Here is a 16,547-nt window from a genome sequence, read left to right as displayed (position 1 = left end):
CGCGCTTCACATGCTCCAGCCGTCGAGCGACTTTTCCATCACGAGAACCGGTTCCTTGCAATTCGGATCACCCCAGTCCTCGTTACGACCGACCGTGGCATAGCCCTTGCGCTCGTAAAACTTCACCGCCTTGGCGTTCTTCTCGATCACTTCGAGCTTGATTGCGCGCACATCAGGAAAAGCCATCTCGATTTCCGCGAGCAGCATCGTACCCACACCCTGAACCTGTACATCTGGACGTACATAGAGCTGATGCAGCGATGCCTTGCCTTCCTCGGACTGGCTAGCGAAAGCCATGCCATCGATACCACCCTCGCCGTTATCGGCGACGATGAATTCCGAATAAGGCTTGCGCAGATTGGCTTTCAGCGCGGCAACGCTATGCCACTGGCCGGTGACGGCGTTGACCATCTCCCGGCCCAGAATGTCGTCGAAAGTCGCATGCCAGGTCGATACCAGCAGTTCGTGAACTGCCTTCAGATCAGCCTCGGTGGCGCTTCGAACCCACATTACTCTTCAATCCCGAGTTTGGCCTTGACCAGATCGTTCACAGCCTGCGGGTTGGCCTTGCCGCCCGTGGCCCTCATGACCTGACCGACAAACCAGCCAGCCAGCGTCGGCTTGGCCTTGGCCTGTTCAACCTTCTCAGGGTTGGCGGCAATGATGTTATCGACAGCCTTTTCGATGGCGCCAGTGTCGGTGACCTGCTTCATGCCGCGTTCTTCAACGAGCTTCTTCGGGTCTCCGCCTTCGTTCCAGACGATTTCGAACAGGTCCTTGGCGATCTTGCCGGAAATCGTACCATCCTTGATGAGGTCAATCACTGCGCCAAGCTGTTCAGGGCTGACCGGCGAATCCTCGATGCTCTTGCCCGCCTTGTTGAGCGCGCCGAGCAGATCGTTGATGACCCAATTGGCTGCAGCTTTGCCATCGCGACCAGCAGCAACAGATTCGTAATAGTCGGCAATCGCCTTTTCCGTGACTAGGATAGAGGCGTCGTAAATCGAAATACCCTGTTTCTCGACCAGACGCTGCTTCTTTTCATCCGGCAATTCCGGCAATTCAGCAGCCAGCGCATCCACAAATGCCTGATCGAATTCGAGCGGCAGCAGGTCAGGATCCGGGAAATAGCGGTAATCATGCGCTTCTTCCTTGGAGCGCATCGAACGGGTTTCGCCCTTCACAGGATCGAACAGGCGCGTTTCCTGATCGATGGAACCACCATCTTCCAGAATGCCGATCTGACGGCGCGCTTCATATTCGATGGCCTGACCGACGAAGCGGATCGAGTTGACGTTCTTGATTTCGCAACGCGTGCCGAATTCACCGCCCGGACGACGCACGGAAACATTGACGTCGGCGCGCATCGAGCCTTCGTCCATATTGCCGTCGCAGGTGCCGAGATAGCGAACAATCGTGCGCAGCTTGGTCAGATAGGCGCGCGCCTCATCCGACGAGCGCAGATCAGGCTTGGAGACGATTTCCATCAGCGCCACGCCAGAGCGGTTCAGGTCGACATAGGACATGGTCGGATGCTGATCATGCATCGACTTGCCCGCGTCCTGCTCCAGATGCAGGCGCTCAATACCGATTTCCACATCTTCGAACTGGCCCTTATTGTCGGGGCCGACCGAAATCATGATCTTGCCCTCGCCGACAATCGGCTGCTTGAACTGCGAAATCTGATAGCCCTGCGGCAGATCGGGGTAGAAGTAGTTCTTGCGATCAAAGACCGACTTCAGATTGATCTGGGCATTGAGGCCGATGCCGGTGCGGACAGCCTGCTTGACGCATTCCAGGTTGATGACCGGCAGCATGCCCGGCATGGCGGCATCCACCAGAGACACATTGGCGTTCGGATCGGCGCCGAACGAAGTGGAAGCGCCCGAGAACAGCTTCGACTCGGACGTGACCTGCGCATGGACTTCCATGCCGATGACGACTTCCCAGTCGCCAGTGGCGCCGGAGATGAAGCGTTTCGGTTCCGGTATGCGCGTATCAATAAGGGACATGCTGGCTCGCAAATATTCTGATTGAGCTAAAAACGGATTGATTACTGGCTAGAGCAAAGCCCCCATGGATGCAAGCTTTTCAGCCGTTTATCCGTGGGTTGAACGGAAAAGGCCGCGCAATGCGCGGCCAGTTCCAAATTCGCTAGACAGAGAAGATTAAGCCTCTTCGGACTTGTCTTCGTCGGCCTTCTTCTTCGGAGCGGCCTTCTTCTTCGGCGCAGCCTTCTTTGCAGGCTTTGCTTCCGAACCGTCTTCGTCTTCAGCCGTCAGCTCTTCCTTCGAGACCTTCTTGTCGGTCACGTTGATGTTGGCGAGCAGATGGTCAACGACCTTTTCTTCGAAGATCGGAGCGCGGAGGTTAGCAACGGCATCCGGCGTCTTGCGCAGGAAGTCGTAGATTTCCTTTTCCTGGCCCGGATAACGGCGAACCTGGTCGTAAACAGCGCGCTGCAGTTCTTCTTCAGAAACTTCAACGCCAGCCTTCTCGCCGATTTCGGAAAGAACGAGGCCGAGACGCACGCGGCGTTCTGCGAGCTTGCGATATTCTTCGCGAGCGGCTTCTTCCGTGGTTTCTTCGTCTTCGAAGGTACGGCCAGCCTGCTGCAGGTCGAAGTTGATCTGCTGCCAGATGTTGTTGAATTCAGCGTCAACCAGCTTCTGCGGGGTTTCGAACTGATAATCGCCATCCAGAGCGTCGAGAATCTGACGCTTTACCTTCTGGCGGGTGATCTGGCCGTACTGGCTTTCGATCTGTTCGCGAACAACCTGACGCAGACGCTCAAGCGACTCAATGCCAAGCTTGGTAGCGGTTTCGTCGTTGAGTTCCAGTTCGTTCGGCTTGGCAACTTCCTTGACCTTGATGTCGAAGGTAGCTTCCTTGCCTGCAAGGTGCGCTGCGCCGTATTCAGCCGGGAAGGTCACATTGATGACCTTTTCGTCGCCAGCCTTGACGCCAACGAGCTGCTCTTCAAAGCCCGGAATGAACTGGCCCGAACCCAGAACGAGCTGAGCGTCGTTGTCTGCACCGCCGTCAAACGGCTCGCCGTCGAGCTTACCGAGATAGTCGATCGTCACGCGATCTTCGTTTTCGGCCTTGCCCTTCTTGGTTTCGAAGGTACGGGTCGAGGAAGCGATGCGCTTGACCTGTTCGTCAACTTCTTCTTCCGAGATTTCGACGACTTCACGGGTCACGGCGATCTTGGAGAAATCCTTGACGTCGATAGCCGGCAGAACTTCGTAGTTCAGCGAGAAAACGAAATCGGCCTTACCGTCGAGAACCTTTTCGGCCTCTTTTTCGTCTTCCGACATGATGACTTCAGGCTGGGTAGCCGACTTTTCGTTACGGTCTGCGAGAACCGAACGCGACGAATCGCTCAGGATTTCATTGACGATCTCGGCCATGAACGAACGGCCATACATCTTGCGCAGGTGACCGGCAGGCACCTTGCCCGGACGGAAACCATTGATCTTCGCGCGGCCGCGCGCGGTATCGAGCCGCTCAGCGAGCTTGGCTTCGAGATCTCCGGCCGGAACCACGACTTTAATCTCGCGCTTCAGCCCTTCATTGAGCGTTTCGGTAACCTGCATGTTCAAACCTTCACTTCTTGTCATTATCCCGCCGTTTCCGGCACCTTGCTCTAGACGCTGGGCCTCTAGACGCGGGAGAGAAATTCTTTGGCCTTATTGGCAGTTGGTGCGGATAGAGGGACTCGAACCCCCACGGTCTCCCGCCAGAACCTAAATCTGGTGCGTCTACCAATTTCGCCATATCCGCTTCTGAACCGAAGCGCATTCTTTAGAACGCACCAAATTCGTCTCAGATCTTGAACTGCCCTCGAAAGCGCGCGTCTCTATATCATCCAATTTTCCCGGTTCAAAGGAAAAAAGCCGCCTTCCCGGTATAGATTTTCCGGGTTTGGCAAGACGAAACACTTCCGGCACTCTGCCCCTCTATATAGCGATCATTCCGCGCATGCCAAGCCTGAGATAAACTTCAGCTTGATGTAGCCGAATAAGACTGCCGGAACAGCCGGAAACCCTGATCAATAGAGCGGTTCTTCATAGAGTTGCCGACCTTCGTCCCGCAAAGCCTTGATGACCGCCGTACCGCTATCATCGACGGCAACGACAACAGAAATCCGGCTTTCGCGTTGTCCGATTTCGATATCGCGCCCCTGTCCTTCCGGAACATAAAAGCGTTCGATGCCGAAATTGAGGCGAATGGTCTGATCAGGATAGCCAGAAACCGGGTAAGTCGACTGACCGCGAATCTGCACCTCATTCGGCGCGAGATCCGTGAAAGGGCTGAGCGCCGCCCGCGAGAAATGCCACAGCCTGTCTGCATCCGGCTTCAGGGCCACATAGACAGTTCGCGGTTCGCCAGAAGGTTTGCCCTGCACCTCCTTGCCCATGACACTGGAAATCTCGTAGCCGAGAATGACGTAATCGCCGCGCATCAGATCGCGTGGATCGACCGGCTCGGTCTGCAACACGATTTCATGGCCTGAGCGCAATATGGATGCGCGCTGTTCGATACCCGCATAAAGAATGCCGCTTTGCAGCAAGGCGGAGACGGCAGCACCTATATAAAGCCACTTCCTGCTCATGACTGGCTCCCTGCTTCGCGCTTTTTACCGAACCGTCGTTCCATACGGCGGACAAAGGCCGCCAGAAGCAGCACGAGAACACCCGCTGTCAGGAAGAAGCCGGATGTGCCGATCATCGTGCCCACGGTTGTGAATGCCAGATACAGCACCTGAAATGAAAACGCCGCATAGGCAATGGAGCGCAATCCGCCATTGTCGCGACCGCACAATGCGATAGCGCCAATCGATAGGCCAAGGATCAGCATACTATAAAGCACGTCCTGATCGAAGGAGGCAGAGCCGCCCGAAGACGAGAACATATGATTGAGTTGCAGAATGCCGAGCGATAGCAGCGCCAGCATCAGACCATAGGATGCCAGCGGCTGCGCAAAGCGTGTGAGCCGCTCCATCGTGTCATGCGCGAACGCGTCCGCCAGCATGAAAGCGATGCCGACCGCAATCATAAGACACAACACCACATCGTTTTCATTCTTGGCATAAACCAGCAAGGCCCAGCCAATCGCGAACAGCGCCCAGAGATGAGCCGCATGGCGCGAGCGCGTGAGGAGCGCTGCACCGACGCCGACCAGCAGCAGAAGCGGACCAATCCAGCGATAGGCCAAATCGGCATTGTCCGCCGGTGTGCCGTCAAACACGAATGTTGAAAGATAGAAGCACGCAACGCCCGCCCCAAAAGCGGCCAGAACCGGCGCACGCAGCAGAAACGCAGATGCAAGCACACCCAGGGTCCAGTAGACGGCGGCGGAATGAACATCGCCGGACACGTGATACATCTGCCCGACAAGCGCGATTCCTGCGCCGAAGGACGCAGCACCGACGACATAAAGAGCGGACGAGAACACCTTGTCGCCCTTTGCCTGCCGCCATGCGCCGCCAAGATAGCCAATCCAGATGAGTGCAAGCACCAGCCCGATCCGCATCAGGCGCGGCATATCCTGCCAATTGGCGGCAACCAGCATAATGACGGCGGCACCAAGAAGCAGGCCGCCAAGCGTGGCGAGCACTGCACCGAGGCTGAAACCCGTGGCTCGTTTTTCAAGATCCGCATTCAGGCGCGACGCGGTAACTGCATCGATCAGGCCTTCCTGCTGCCAGCGCTCAATCAGGCGCTCCACTGAGATTGAAAAAGACAAAATGACTCCCGGGTCAACGAACTGAAATGACGGTCACAACCGCAACCGGCTGAGAACATATAAGAAACTTCGCAACCAGCAAACCAAGCGATCAAATCGCATTGCGGCAATTTTGTGCCGGAACAGTCCAATCGATTTAAAGCATAATCCGACCGGAGTGAAACGAGGTCGAGAAGATTATGCTTCAAACAGAAACGGTTAGAGCGCCGATCTGATTTGTTCAGATCGAAACGCGCTCTGGAACCGTCTTGCAGCATCCGCAGAGCAGCTATGCAAAGTCGGCTCTGCAACTTGCAAAAACAATAGCTTATATCATGGGCAACAAAAGAGATGAATTGAACCCAAGCGATACCATCGCACATTGAAGGATTAAGACCATGAACCTGTTTCGCTCTTACAACAACTGGCGTCGTTACCGTGAAACCGTTAGCGAACTGAACCAGCTTTCGACTCGCGAACTGAACGATCTCGGCATCTCCCGCGCCGACATCCCTTATGTCGCTCGTCAGAGCAAGGCTCGCTAAGCATCAAGCTGAAGACCGAAAAGCTGTTCGCGACGATTGCTTTACGCTGAACGCCTTTCGATGAAAATTTCAGATTGAAGTTTCGAGCCGTGAATACCACCAGGACTGGATCCTCCTCCCACCAGCCTTGGTTCATCGCCAAGCCATCCTCCTCCCAGGCTTTGCGATAACAAGACCGGTTCTCCTCCTCCCAATCCGGTCTTTCCATATGGCATCCGTCGCACTTCCTCCCGCGACGGATGCCATTTGTTTTTTGGGGCCTAGTGGATTGAATTTGACGTTTGAATCCCGACTGACACATATGCTGTTTCAAACGTCAAATTCGAAAAATCCGCTAGATACATATACTTGCTAGTGGTCTTTATGATTCCAACATTTGCTCGGCGCTTGAACCGAGGGATGCAAATGTTGGAATCAGACCACTAGCTCGCCCATTGATGGCCGCCCGCAAAGGCGATATGGGAAGGGCCATGACAAACACATCGCCAAACACATCCGATCTCACCCCCATTCACGTCGTTGGCGGCGGTCTCGCTGGCTCCGAAGCTGCCTGGCAGATTGCGCAGGCAGGCATTCCTGTCGTGCTGCATGAAATGCGCCCCGTACGCGGCACCGATGCGCACAAGACCGAGCAGCTGGCAGAACTCGTCTGCTCCAATTCGTTCCGCTCCGACGATGCCGAAACCAACGCTGTCGGCGTTCTGCATGCCGAAATGCGCCTTGCGGGTTCACTCATCATGGCCTGCGCAGATGCGCATCAGGTTCCGGCGGGCGGCGCGCTTGCCGTGGATCGCGAGGGATTTGCGCAAGCCGTGACCGAAAAGCTTGAGGCTCATCCGCTGATCACCATCCAGCGTGAGGAAGTCACTGGCCTGCCGCCAGCAGAATGGGGCACGACAATCGTTGCCACCGGCCCCCTGACCGCGCCGTCGCTGGCCGAAGCCATCGCTGCGGAAACAGATGCCGACGCGCTCGCCTTCTTCGATGCGATTGCGCCTATCGTGCATTTCGATTCGATCAATATGGACGTCTGCTGGTTCCAGTCGCGTTACGACAAGGTCGGTCCCGGCGGCACTGGCAAGGACTATATCAACTGCCCTATGGACAAGGAGCAGTATGAGGCGTTCGTGGCGGCGCTTGTCGAAGGCGACAAGACGGAATTCAAGGAATGGGAAGGCACGCCCTATTTCGATGGCTGCCTGCCGATTGAAGTCATGGCGGAACGCGGACCCGAAACGCTGCGCCACGGCCCGATGAAGCCGATGGGCTTGACCAACGCGCATAACCCGACCGTCAAGGCCTATGCAGTCGTGCAATTGCGTCAGGACAATGCACTGGGCACGCTCTACAACATGGTCGGTTTCCAGACGAAGCTGAAATACGGCTCGCAGACGGGCATCTTCAAGATGATTCCCGGATTGGAAAATGCCGAATTCGCGCGTCTCGGCGGTTTGCATCGCAACACTTACCTCAATTCGCCCGTGCTGCTCGACAGTGTGCTGCGCCTGAAGTCGCGCCCGACCTTGCGGTTTGCCGGTCAGGTGACGGGTTGCGAAGGCTATGTCGAATCGTCGGCCATCGGTCTTCTCGCCGGTCGGTTCACTGCGGCGGAGCAACTGGGCAATGCAGCCGTGCCGCCGCCGCCAACGACCGCCTTTGGCGCGTTGCTTGGGCACATCACAGGCGGCCACATCGTCGCCGACGATGCGGAACCCGGCAAACGGTCGTTCCAGCCGATGAATGTCAATTTTGGACTGTTTCCGCCGGTCGAAGTTCCGAAGGAAGAAGGCAAGCGCCTGCGTGGCAAGGAAAAGACCATTGCCAAGAAGCGTGCGCTATCCGCTCGCGCTCTTGCGGATTTCAGGAAATGGTTGGAACAACTGGCCTGACGGTCAGAAATTGGCGCGAAACATCAGCCACTGCTTACGGATAGCCGAAATATCGGCTGTCCGTTCCGCCGCCTTGCCGCCAAGGCGTTCAATCGCTTTCAGATAAGCGGGTACAATGGCCATCGGCAAGAATGCCGGCGCGAGGCTTTTGGGCAATGCCGCGTTTGCTTTATCGAAAATCGCCAGATGTTCACGCGCCAGCGCCAGCATCACGCTGACCACGCGCTCGCAGGCCGACGGATCGTCGCTGCCCAAAAATGCCTCCCGCGTCACGCCAACCGAAGCCAGCATGTCAGCCGGAACATAGAGCTGGCCGCGTCGACGATGGGTCGGCAGAAGACGCAGCAGGCCGGTTACTGCCTGAGCAACACCTGCATGGCCGGCCGTTTCACTATGTGCCTGCGCCGCATCGCGATCCAGAATAAAGCCGGCTAACTGAATGATTGCCGATGCGGTCTCGCCGCAATAGCCCTCAAGATCGTTACGGCTCGGCATCGGATCGTCATAGAGATCGAAGATGCGCGCTTCGCAATAATTGTCGAAAGCGGTGCGCGGAAGCTCGTATTTATTGATCGTTTCGACCAGAGCAGCGGCAACGGGATGCGCCTCGGCACTGCCCCTCGCCTCGCCATTGATCAGATCACGCCACCATTGCAGTCGCACTTCACCCGGCAATGGCTCATGAACGAGGTCGCGAATGCGCGCCACTTCCGCATTGAAGGCATAAAGAGCCGCCAGACCGCCGCGTTTATCCTCCGGCGCATAGAGCACCGACAGGTAACGGTCCCGGTCAGCCTCACGAAGAAGGGCCAGGCAATGTGCCTCATTCTGGTTCATGATCGTTATTCTACTGCAATAAGCGCCGCCGCGACCGCGCGATCTTCCGCGAGGAGCACATTATAGGTCCGCACGGCAGCGCCTGTGCTCATCGGATCGGACGAAATGCGGTGTTCCCGCAAAATGGCGCGCACATCTTCCGGAATACGCCGCAAATCCATACCGGTTCCAACCAGCAGAATCTCGATATCAGAGGCCTGCTCCAGAATAAGCTCCAGATCGGCGCGTGACAGCACGGGCGGCGTTTCAGGCTTCCAGCCGTGAATCCCGGACGGCAGACACAGGATCGAACCGCGATGCGACATTTCGGCAAAGCGAAAACCGCCATCGCCGTAAGCGTCAATCGGGGCGCGCCCCGGAAAATGCGCTTCGCGTATTTCTATTCCCTTGGCCATGCTCAGCTTTCCAGATTCAGCGACTGCGCCAGTTCGTCGCCCATTTCCTCATCCTGCTCGGGACCGCGCGGCTTCAGTCCGAACTGAACCAGCAGCGGTGCGGCGATGAAGATCGACGAATAGCTCGCCACGATAATGCCCACACTCAGCGCCAGCGCAAACATGCGGATATCGGCGCCGCCGAAGGCGTAAAGCGGAATATGCGCAAGGAACGTTACAAAGGACGTCAGCAAGGTACGCGACAAGGTCTGGTTGATCGAAGCATCGATGATCGCAGGCAGCGGCGCGCTGCTATAGCGACGCAGATTTTCGCGAACGCGGTCATAGATCACCACCGTATCGTTCAGCGAATAACCGATGATCGTCAGGATCGCCGCAACGCTCCAGAGATTGAATTCCATCCGGAAGACGATGAACATGCCCGCGAGAATAACCACGTCGTGCAATGTCGAAAGCACCGCGCCGAGTGCCAGCTGCCAGCGGAAGCGGACCCAGACATAGATGAAAATGCCGATCAATGACAGGACAACGGCCAGAATACCGGCATGGGACAGCTGTTCGGAAACGGTCGGGCCGACCACCTCGACGCGCTGGAAGGAGTAATCCTGTTCGAATTCACCGCGCAGCTTCACGGCGACCGTCTGTTCGGCATCGTCACCAACTTCCTGGCTGCCGATAATCACAAGCGCCGAACGCGGCGATTTGGCAGGTAGAACGCGGGCGCTATCGATATTCAGTTCGGAAAGACGGTCTTGAATGTCTTCAATATTGGCGTCGCCGCTGCGCGCCTGAAGCTCGACCATCGAGCCACCACGGAAATCAATGCCGTAGTTGAAGCCAATATTCACAAACAGCGCCACCACGATCGCGCAGGCCAGCACCGAAATGCCAAGCGTAATGAACTGCAGGCGCATGAATGGAATATGCGTCACCGTCGGCACAAGCTTGAGACGGCGCTTCGGCACTTCCTTCGGCTTCGCCGTACGCACCCATTGGGCGATCAGCAGACGGGTGAAGGTGAGCGTGGTGAACAGCGTCGTGCCGATACCAACAGCAACGGTCAGGGCAAAGCCATGCACCGTGCCGGAGCCCAGCAGGAACAGAACCAATGCGGCAATCAACGTCGTCAGATTGGCGTCAACGATGGTCGACAGCGCACGGTAGAAGCCGGATTCCATCGCCTGCACGACGGAATAGCCCTTGCGGCGATCTTCACGCACGCGTTCGTAGATCAGAATATTCGCATCGACCGCCATGCCGATGATCAGCACCAGACCTGCAACGCTGGCAAGGCTGATCGAAGCGCCGATCAGCGACATAACCGCAGTCAGGATGATGATGTTGACCACAAGCGCCACCATCGCGATGACGCCCAGAATGCCGTAGGACAGCACCATGAACAGGCCGACGAGAAGTGCGGCCAGAAGCGCTGCCGTCACGGCAGCGCTGGCATAATCCTCGCCAAGCGCAGATGCAATGGTGCGCTCTTCCAGCACGGTCACAGCTTGCGGCAATGTGCCGGATCGCAGAACAACGGCCATATTATTGGCGGCCTGCAAATCGAAGGCGCCGGAAATCTGTAACTCGTTTGTGTCGAGCGGCTCGCTGATGACCGGCGCAGACACGACCTGATTATCGACCACAATGGCAAAGCTCTTGCCCGTCGCATTGGCGGTCAAGGCAGCCAGACCTTTGCGGCCTGCATCATCAAGGGTCAGGGTGATAACCGGCTCATTATCATCGGAAGAAAGCGTTGCCTTCGCGTCGGTGATGTTTGCGCCGGTGAGAATTGGTTGTTTCTTGACGAGATAGCCGACCGGCGGATCGTCATAGGAATAAACGATTTCGCTATCCGCTGGCGGTGTGCCGCGAATGGCGTCGTCCGGCGAAACGGAATCATCCACAGCGTGGAACGAAAGATCGCCGCGAATGCTCAGAATATCTTTCAGAAGCTGCGCATCGTAAAGGCCGGGCACTTCAACGCGAATCTGGTTGCGCGCTTCGGTTTCCACAACGGGATTACCGTAACCCAGCTCCTCCAGGCGCTGCCGCATGATCTCCGCGCTGCGTTCCAGGTCGTTCTTGCCCGCATTTTGAACTTGCAGAACAAGGCGGGAGCCGCCGGAAAGATCAAGCCCGAGCGCGACCTGTTTCTTCGGCAGGAAACCGGGCAGATTTGCCAGCGTTTCACGCGAGAAAAAATTAGGGGAAGCGATGACGAAGCTGACGAGTACCGCCAACCAGATCAGGGCCGATTTCCAGCGTGAAAAATAGAGCATAGAGCAGCAATTCCGTTTCAGCTTGGCCCGTTTTGGCCTGGACAGAGCATGCCGGGGTGCGAATGCGCACCGCTCTCCGGCCTTGAGGTAAGCGCGCTTATGAAGGTCGCGCCGACCGAATATTGCACGGGCTCCGGTTAGAAAAAACTTACCGGAGCCCGTTTCATCTCAAAAAGAGATTATTTGTTCTTATTATCGGCGACTGGTTCGCCCTTGACGCGCACATCCATCAGCGTGCTGCGCAGAACCTTGATGCGAACGCCTTCGGCGATTTCGACTTCGACTTCATTGTCGTCGACGACTTTCTGCACCTTGCCGACGATGCCGCCGCCGGTCACAACCGTATCGCCACGGCGAACTGCGGTCAGCATTTCCTGACGCTTCTTCATCTGGGTCCGCTGTGGGCGGATGATGAGGAAGTACATGATGACGAAGATCAGGATGAACGGCAGAATGCTCATCAGCATGTCTGGGCCAAAAGCGCCGCCGCCAGGTGCTTGAGCGAAAGCCGGTGTTACGAACATTAGGAACTCCTCTGAAGTCTCAAAGACAATTTGTTAAGGGCATTACAATGGTTGGCGCGCCAATTGCAACCGGCGATCATCCCGCCTGCGCCAAGGTCGCACACTTTTCGCCTCCGCTGTGGCATGTTAAGCCGTTCGCCGACGACGAGTGGATTGAATTTGGCCTTTGAACTCCGTTTGTCAAAAACGCTTGTTCAAACGTCAAATTGGAAAAATCCACTAGAGTCTTACAGCATCTGGTGATCTTTTCGATTCTGACATTCGCTGGGACCGATTGTAACACTGGGACGCAAATGTCGGAATAAGACCACTAGGGGCATGAAATGACGACCGAAAACATACTCAGCCAGAAACTGGACCGTTTGATCGCCGCGCTCGAACGTATCGCGCCACCAGAAGCCAAAACGCCAGACCTCGACGCCGCAGACTGTTTTGTCTGGGCGCCGGAACGACTGACGCTTGATCCGGTTAGCCGAGTGAACCGCGTGGATATCTCCCTGATCCGTGGCGTAGATTTGGTGCGTGATCAGCTCGTAGACAATACCCGTCGCTTCGCAAATGGCTATCCGGCAAACAATGTTCTGCTGTGGGGCGCACGCGGCATGGGCAAATCCTCGCTGGTGAAGGCCGCGCAGGCCAGCGTCAATGCCGAACTGGCCTCCCAGAAGCCGCTCAAGCTGATTGAAATCCACCGCGAGGATATCGACAGCCTGCCGACCCTGATGAACATGATCAAGGATACGGCTTACCGCTTTATCCTGTTTTGCGACGACCTTTCCTTCGACCATGACGACACGTCATATAAGTCGCTGAAGGCCGCACTCGAAGGCGGCGTTGAAGGTCGTCCGGGCAATGTGATCTTCTACGCCACGTCGAACCGCCGCCATCTCATGCCGCGAGACATGATCGACAACGAGCGCTCCACCGCGATCAACCCTTCTGAAGCCATCGAGGAAAAAGTATCGCTGTCGGATCGTTTCGGTCTGTGGCTCGGCTTCCACAAATGCAGCCAGGACGACTATCTCGCAATGGTCGATGGCTATGCGGCCCATTTCAAACTGAGTTACGACAAGGCCAAGCTTCACGCAGAAGCTCTCGAATGGTCGACCACGCGCGGCAATCGCTCCGGTCGTGTGGCATGGCAATATGTTCAAGACCTTGCCGGACGCCTTGGCGTGGCCATGTAAAAAACGCGCATAAGCAAAAAGGCGGGCTTTTCAGCCCGCCTTTTTGTTTGTCTTGCCCTGCCCGGATCAGCTTTCCAGATATTTGGAAGGATTGACCGGCGAGGAATTCTTGCGCACCTCGAAGTGCAGCTTCGGCGACTTCGCGTTGCCGCTCATGCCCGACTTGGCGATATCTTCGCCACGGCGAACCTTCTGGCCGCGCTGCACCAGTATCTGGCTGTTATGGCCGTAAACCGTGACCAGCCCGTTGTCGTGGCGGATCAGAACCGTCTGGCCGAATTCCTTCAGGCCATCGCCAGCATAGATGACGACGCCGTTTTCAGCGGCCTTAACCGACGTTCCTTCCGGAACCATGATGTCGATGCCGTCGCTGACCGCAGTGCCATCACGCTGACCGAAGCTGGCCAGAATGCGACCGCGAACCGGCCAGCGCATCTGAGAGATACCGGTGGAGGAAGGCGCTGCGGCCTGATCCTTCTCCGCATCTTCGATCACCTTGTTGCTCGCCTGCGGCGGCGTATAAGGCTTCACACTTCCGGCATCCGCATCGTTTGCAGCAGCTGCGGCCTTGGCCGGGCTGGCTGGCTGCGGCGTGACAGCGGCAACTTGCGTTACAGCAGCAGCACCTGCGGCAGGGATTACCAGTGTCTGACCGACCCGGATAGCGCCGTTGGACAGGCCATTGGCCCGCTTCAGATCTTCAACCGGAACATTGTGCTTCTGTGCGATAGAGAACAGCGAATCACCGCTCTGAACCGTATAGCCGCCCTTTGGCGCAGGAGGTGTTGCGGTGTTTGCGCCTGCGGAAGCCATATCGGTAGCGGCAGATGACTTCTTGCCGTTGACCGAAGGGGCTGCCGGGACAACGGCGATGTTGTTGTCCATCGGACGCGGAGCACCCTGCCCCGGCGTTGCCGGAAGCTGACCCAGAACCTTTTCCTTCGCGCCGTTAACAGTACCGTTCACGGCGTTGTGGGTCGTGGTCGCAGCACTTGCCACGCGGGTCTCTGCACCATTGACCTGGTTGGAGGCCATAGTGTGAGCCTGACCAACCTGATTCTGCATCTGCGTGGAGGCTGCAGCGACAGGGGCCTGAACCGACTGTCGTGCTGCCGCAACGGGTGCCGCCATTGGGGCGGAAGATACGGCTGATGGCGCCGGCAGCGAATTACGTTGTACCGTTCCGCTGGAAACCCGCGGGGCCGGCGCTATTGGGGCTGACGCATAAACATCGCCTGTGGGCTGTTGCGCAACGCGCTGATTGGACGTCGAACCGGTAAAGATGCCGTCGGTGAAACGCATCGTATCGGAACTGCACCCGGCTCCAAAGCCGGCAATCAGAACGATTGCGACATTCCGCAGGAGACGTTCGGACGTATGCTGCAAAATTGGGAAACGCATGTTCAACTCGTCCATACTCGAAACTCAGTAAGACGATTAAAGCGCGTTAATGTTACTCGCTGGTTAAGAACGACCCAACTTTGAAAAAAGATTCACCAATTAAACACCATAAGCGAACATTGGCGCGCAGCCACCCTTCCGACGAAAACCGGAATGGATGGCACTATAGTTTGGGAAAATGGCGATTTAGAGCGCCGATCTGATTCAATCAGATCGGCGCTCTAAATGTTTATTGAAACGCACATCTCATCCGAAAACCGTTTCACACTTTTCGGGATGTGCTCTAAAGAACCGAAGAAACGCCTTCGATGAAGGGCTGATAGCGGACAACCATCAGGCTTTCCTGCTCGAAGCGACTGCCGACCTTCGAGATTCGCGTCATGATCTGTTCGCCGTCGCCGGGACCGATCGGCGCGATGAGTACACCGTGTGTTGCGAGAAGCTCCACAAAATGGCGCGGCACTTCTTCGCAAGCCAGCCAGAGAATGATTCGGTCGAACGGCCCGCCCGGCATGCCGTGGCGTCCATCGGCATGCTTGACCATGATGTTTTCGCGCTTGAGCGAAACGAACTGCTGCAAGGCGTGGTCGCAAAGTTTGCGATAACGTTCCACCGTCGTCACGCGGCCCGATAACGACGACATGACAGCGGCGGTAAAGCCCGAACCGGTGCCGATTTCCAGCACGCGATGACCCGGCTCCAGCTTGAGCGCCGCCAGCACACGCGCCTGATCGTCAATGCCTTCGATATATTCGCCGCAATCGAGCGGCGCTGTGCGGGTGCTATAGGCCAGATGCGACCACGCCGAAGCAAGAAAGCTCTGGCGTGGTGTTGCTTCAATGGCTGCAAAGAGGCGCGGATCATCAATGCCACGCGCGCGCATGCGCAAGACGAAGGATGCAAATCCTTCCCGGTCCGAAAGCCTTGGCCGCTCAGACGTTGCCTGCCTCATGCTTCCCCCCGCTTCAAGCTTCAAGACCAAGCGCAGCGCTCAGTTCTGCACGAACCTTATGCGCGGTGAGATCAAGGTGCAACGGCGTGACCGAGATGCAGTCCGAACGGATGGCTGCAAGATCGCTGTCGTCGGCGACCGGGGCCTTGCCACGACCGAAACGCAGCCAGAAATACGGGAATCCGCGACCGTCGCGGCGCTCGTCAAGACGCGCATCGTGGCTAAGCTTGCCCTGTGCCGTCACGCGGGTGCCCTGCACTTCATCGGCACCACAATTCGGGAAATTGAGGTTCAACAGAACGCCTTCCGGCCAACCGGCAGCGACCAGCTTGCGGATGAGATCCGGTGCGTGCGTTTCAGCCGTCTCCCACGGAACGATCCGGCGGTCGCCTTCGTAATCATATTCCTGCGACAGGGCGATGGAGCGGATGCCGAGCAGCGTGCCTTCCATCGCACCGGCCACAGTGCCTGAATAGGTCACGTCGTCGGCAATATTCGCACCGGAGTTGACGCCGGACAGGATGAGGTCCGGCGCGCCCGGCAGAACGTGACGGACACCCATGATGACACAATCGGTCGGCGTGCCGCGCAGTGCGAAATGGGTGTCGTCGATCTGCCGCAGACGCAGCGGTTCCGACAGGGTCAGCGAATGTGCAAGGCCACTCTGGTCGGTTTCCGGTGCAACAACCCAGACATCGTCCGAGAGCTGTCGTGCGATTCGCTCCAGAACTGCGAGGCCTTCAGCGTGGATACCATCATCGTTCGTCAGCAAAATTCGCACGTCTTCACTCCTGTCCTAATTGTTGAA

At 57.0% G+C, this 16,547-nt stretch carries 15 protein-coding genes and 1 tRNA gene; 3 read left to right on the top strand and 13 right to left on the bottom strand.

Features of this window, described 5'->3' with window-relative positions:
- Window positions 1-6: 6 nt before the first annotated feature.
- From FGI60_RS09640 to FGI60_RS09610, 6 genes are all read right to left on the bottom strand, one after another.
- Window positions 7-510, bottom strand: coding sequence for a GNAT family N-acetyltransferase (locus FGI60_RS09640; protein WP_138785003.1), 504 nt, complete (start codon window positions 508-510; stop codon window positions 7-9).
- Window positions 510-2,012 (bottom strand): Asp-tRNA(Asn)/Glu-tRNA(Gln) amidotransferase subunit GatB, encoded by a 1,503-nt coding sequence (gene gatB, locus FGI60_RS09635; RefSeq protein ID WP_138785002.1) that lies wholly within the window; start codon window positions 2,010-2,012, stop codon window positions 510-512. The genes FGI60_RS09640 and gatB overlap by 1 nt, the downstream gene beginning before the upstream one ends.
- Window positions 2,013-2,168: 156 nt before the next feature.
- Window positions 2,169-3,599 carry a trigger factor gene (gene tig / locus FGI60_RS09630; protein WP_268898815.1) on the bottom strand — a complete coding sequence of 477 codons (1,431 nt, stop codon included), beginning with the start codon at window positions 3,597-3,599 and terminating at the stop codon, window positions 2,169-2,171.
- 104 nt (window positions 3,600-3,703) lie between these two features.
- Window positions 3,704-3,786, bottom strand: a tRNA-Leu gene (locus FGI60_RS09625).
- Window positions 3,787-4,054: 268 nt separating this feature from the next.
- Window positions 4,055-4,618 (bottom strand): GDYXXLXY domain-containing protein, encoded by a 564-nt coding sequence (locus FGI60_RS09615; RefSeq protein WP_138785000.1) that lies wholly within the window; start codon window positions 4,616-4,618, stop codon window positions 4,055-4,057.
- Window positions 4,615-5,751 carry a DUF2157 domain-containing protein gene (locus FGI60_RS09610; protein WP_138784999.1) on the bottom strand — a complete coding sequence of 379 codons (1,137 nt, stop codon included), beginning with the start codon at window positions 5,749-5,751 and terminating at the stop codon, window positions 4,615-4,617. Before FGI60_RS09610 ends, FGI60_RS09615 begins: the two co-directional genes overlap by 4 nt.
- A 377-nt stretch (window positions 5,752-6,128) precedes the next feature.
- Between FGI60_RS09610 and FGI60_RS09605 the strand changes: the two genes are divergently transcribed.
- Together FGI60_RS09605 and trmFO are read left to right on the top strand one after the other, a co-directional pair.
- Window positions 6,129-6,275: a DUF1127 domain-containing protein gene (locus FGI60_RS09605; protein WP_078338506.1), complete on the top strand. Its 147-nt coding sequence runs from the start codon at window positions 6,129-6,131 to the stop codon at window positions 6,273-6,275.
- A gap of 470 nt (window positions 6,276-6,745) precedes the next feature.
- Window positions 6,746-8,164: a methylenetetrahydrofolate--tRNA-(uracil(54)-C(5))-methyltransferase (FADH(2)-oxidizing) TrmFO gene (gene trmFO / locus FGI60_RS09595; RefSeq protein ID WP_138784998.1), complete on the top strand. Its 1,419-nt coding sequence runs from the start codon at window positions 6,746-6,748 to the stop codon at window positions 8,162-8,164.
- A gap of 3 nt (window positions 8,165-8,167) precedes the next feature.
- Here the strand turns inward: trmFO and FGI60_RS09590 are convergent, their stop codons facing one another.
- The 4 genes from FGI60_RS09590 to yajC form a co-directional block, all read right to left on the bottom strand.
- Window positions 8,168-9,001 (bottom strand): phytoene/squalene synthase family protein, encoded by an 834-nt coding sequence (locus FGI60_RS09590; protein WP_138784997.1) that lies wholly within the window; start codon window positions 8,999-9,001, stop codon window positions 8,168-8,170.
- Window positions 9,002-9,006: 5 nt separating this feature from the next.
- On the bottom strand, window positions 9,007-9,396 hold the full coding sequence (locus tag FGI60_RS09585; RefSeq protein ID WP_138784996.1) for an Mth938-like domain-containing protein: 390 nt from the start codon (window positions 9,394-9,396) through the stop codon (window positions 9,007-9,009).
- A gap of 2 nt (window positions 9,397-9,398) precedes the next feature.
- Window positions 9,399-11,675 carry a protein translocase subunit SecDF gene (secDF, locus tag FGI60_RS09580; RefSeq protein WP_138784995.1) on the bottom strand — a complete coding sequence of 759 codons (2,277 nt, stop codon included), beginning with the start codon at window positions 11,673-11,675 and terminating at the stop codon, window positions 9,399-9,401.
- Window positions 11,676-11,854: 179 nt separating this feature from the next.
- A complete protein-coding gene (gene yajC / locus FGI60_RS09575) occupies window positions 11,855-12,199 on the bottom strand; it encodes a preprotein translocase subunit YajC (RefSeq protein ID WP_078338501.1) in 345 nt (114 codons plus the stop codon).
- A gap of 323 nt (window positions 12,200-12,522) precedes the next feature.
- On the opposite strand from yajC, the gene FGI60_RS09565 reads away from it, so the two are divergent.
- Entirely contained in the window at window positions 12,523-13,386 is an 864-nt protein-coding gene (locus FGI60_RS09565) for an ATP-binding protein (protein ID WP_138784993.1), read from the top strand.
- A 66-nt stretch (window positions 13,387-13,452) separates the two neighbouring features.
- Here the strand turns inward: FGI60_RS09565 and dipM are convergent, their stop codons facing one another.
- From dipM to surE, 3 genes are all read right to left on the bottom strand, one after another.
- Complete coding sequence (dipM, locus tag FGI60_RS09560; RefSeq protein WP_138784992.1) at window positions 13,453-14,802, bottom strand: cell division endopeptidase DipM; 1,350 nt, start codon at window positions 14,800-14,802, stop codon at window positions 13,453-13,455.
- A 268-nt stretch (window positions 14,803-15,070) separates the two neighbouring features.
- Entirely contained in the window at window positions 15,071-15,739 is a 669-nt protein-coding gene (locus tag FGI60_RS09555; RefSeq protein WP_138784991.1) for a protein-L-isoaspartate(D-aspartate) O-methyltransferase, read from the bottom strand.
- 13 nt (window positions 15,740-15,752) lie between these two features.
- Entirely contained in the window at window positions 15,753-16,520 is a 768-nt protein-coding gene (gene surE, locus FGI60_RS09550) for a 5'/3'-nucleotidase SurE (RefSeq protein WP_138784990.1), read from the bottom strand.
- Between the last annotated feature and the right edge of the window lie 27 nt (window positions 16,521-16,547).

Origin of the sequence: Brucella haematophila, from assembly GCF_005938105.1 — a bacterium.
Lineage (GTDB): Bacteria > Pseudomonadota > Alphaproteobacteria > Rhizobiales > Rhizobiaceae > Brucella > Brucella haematophila.
The sequence above is the reverse complement of the archived record's forward strand: the minus strand, read 5'-3'. Positions and strand labels throughout refer to the sequence as shown.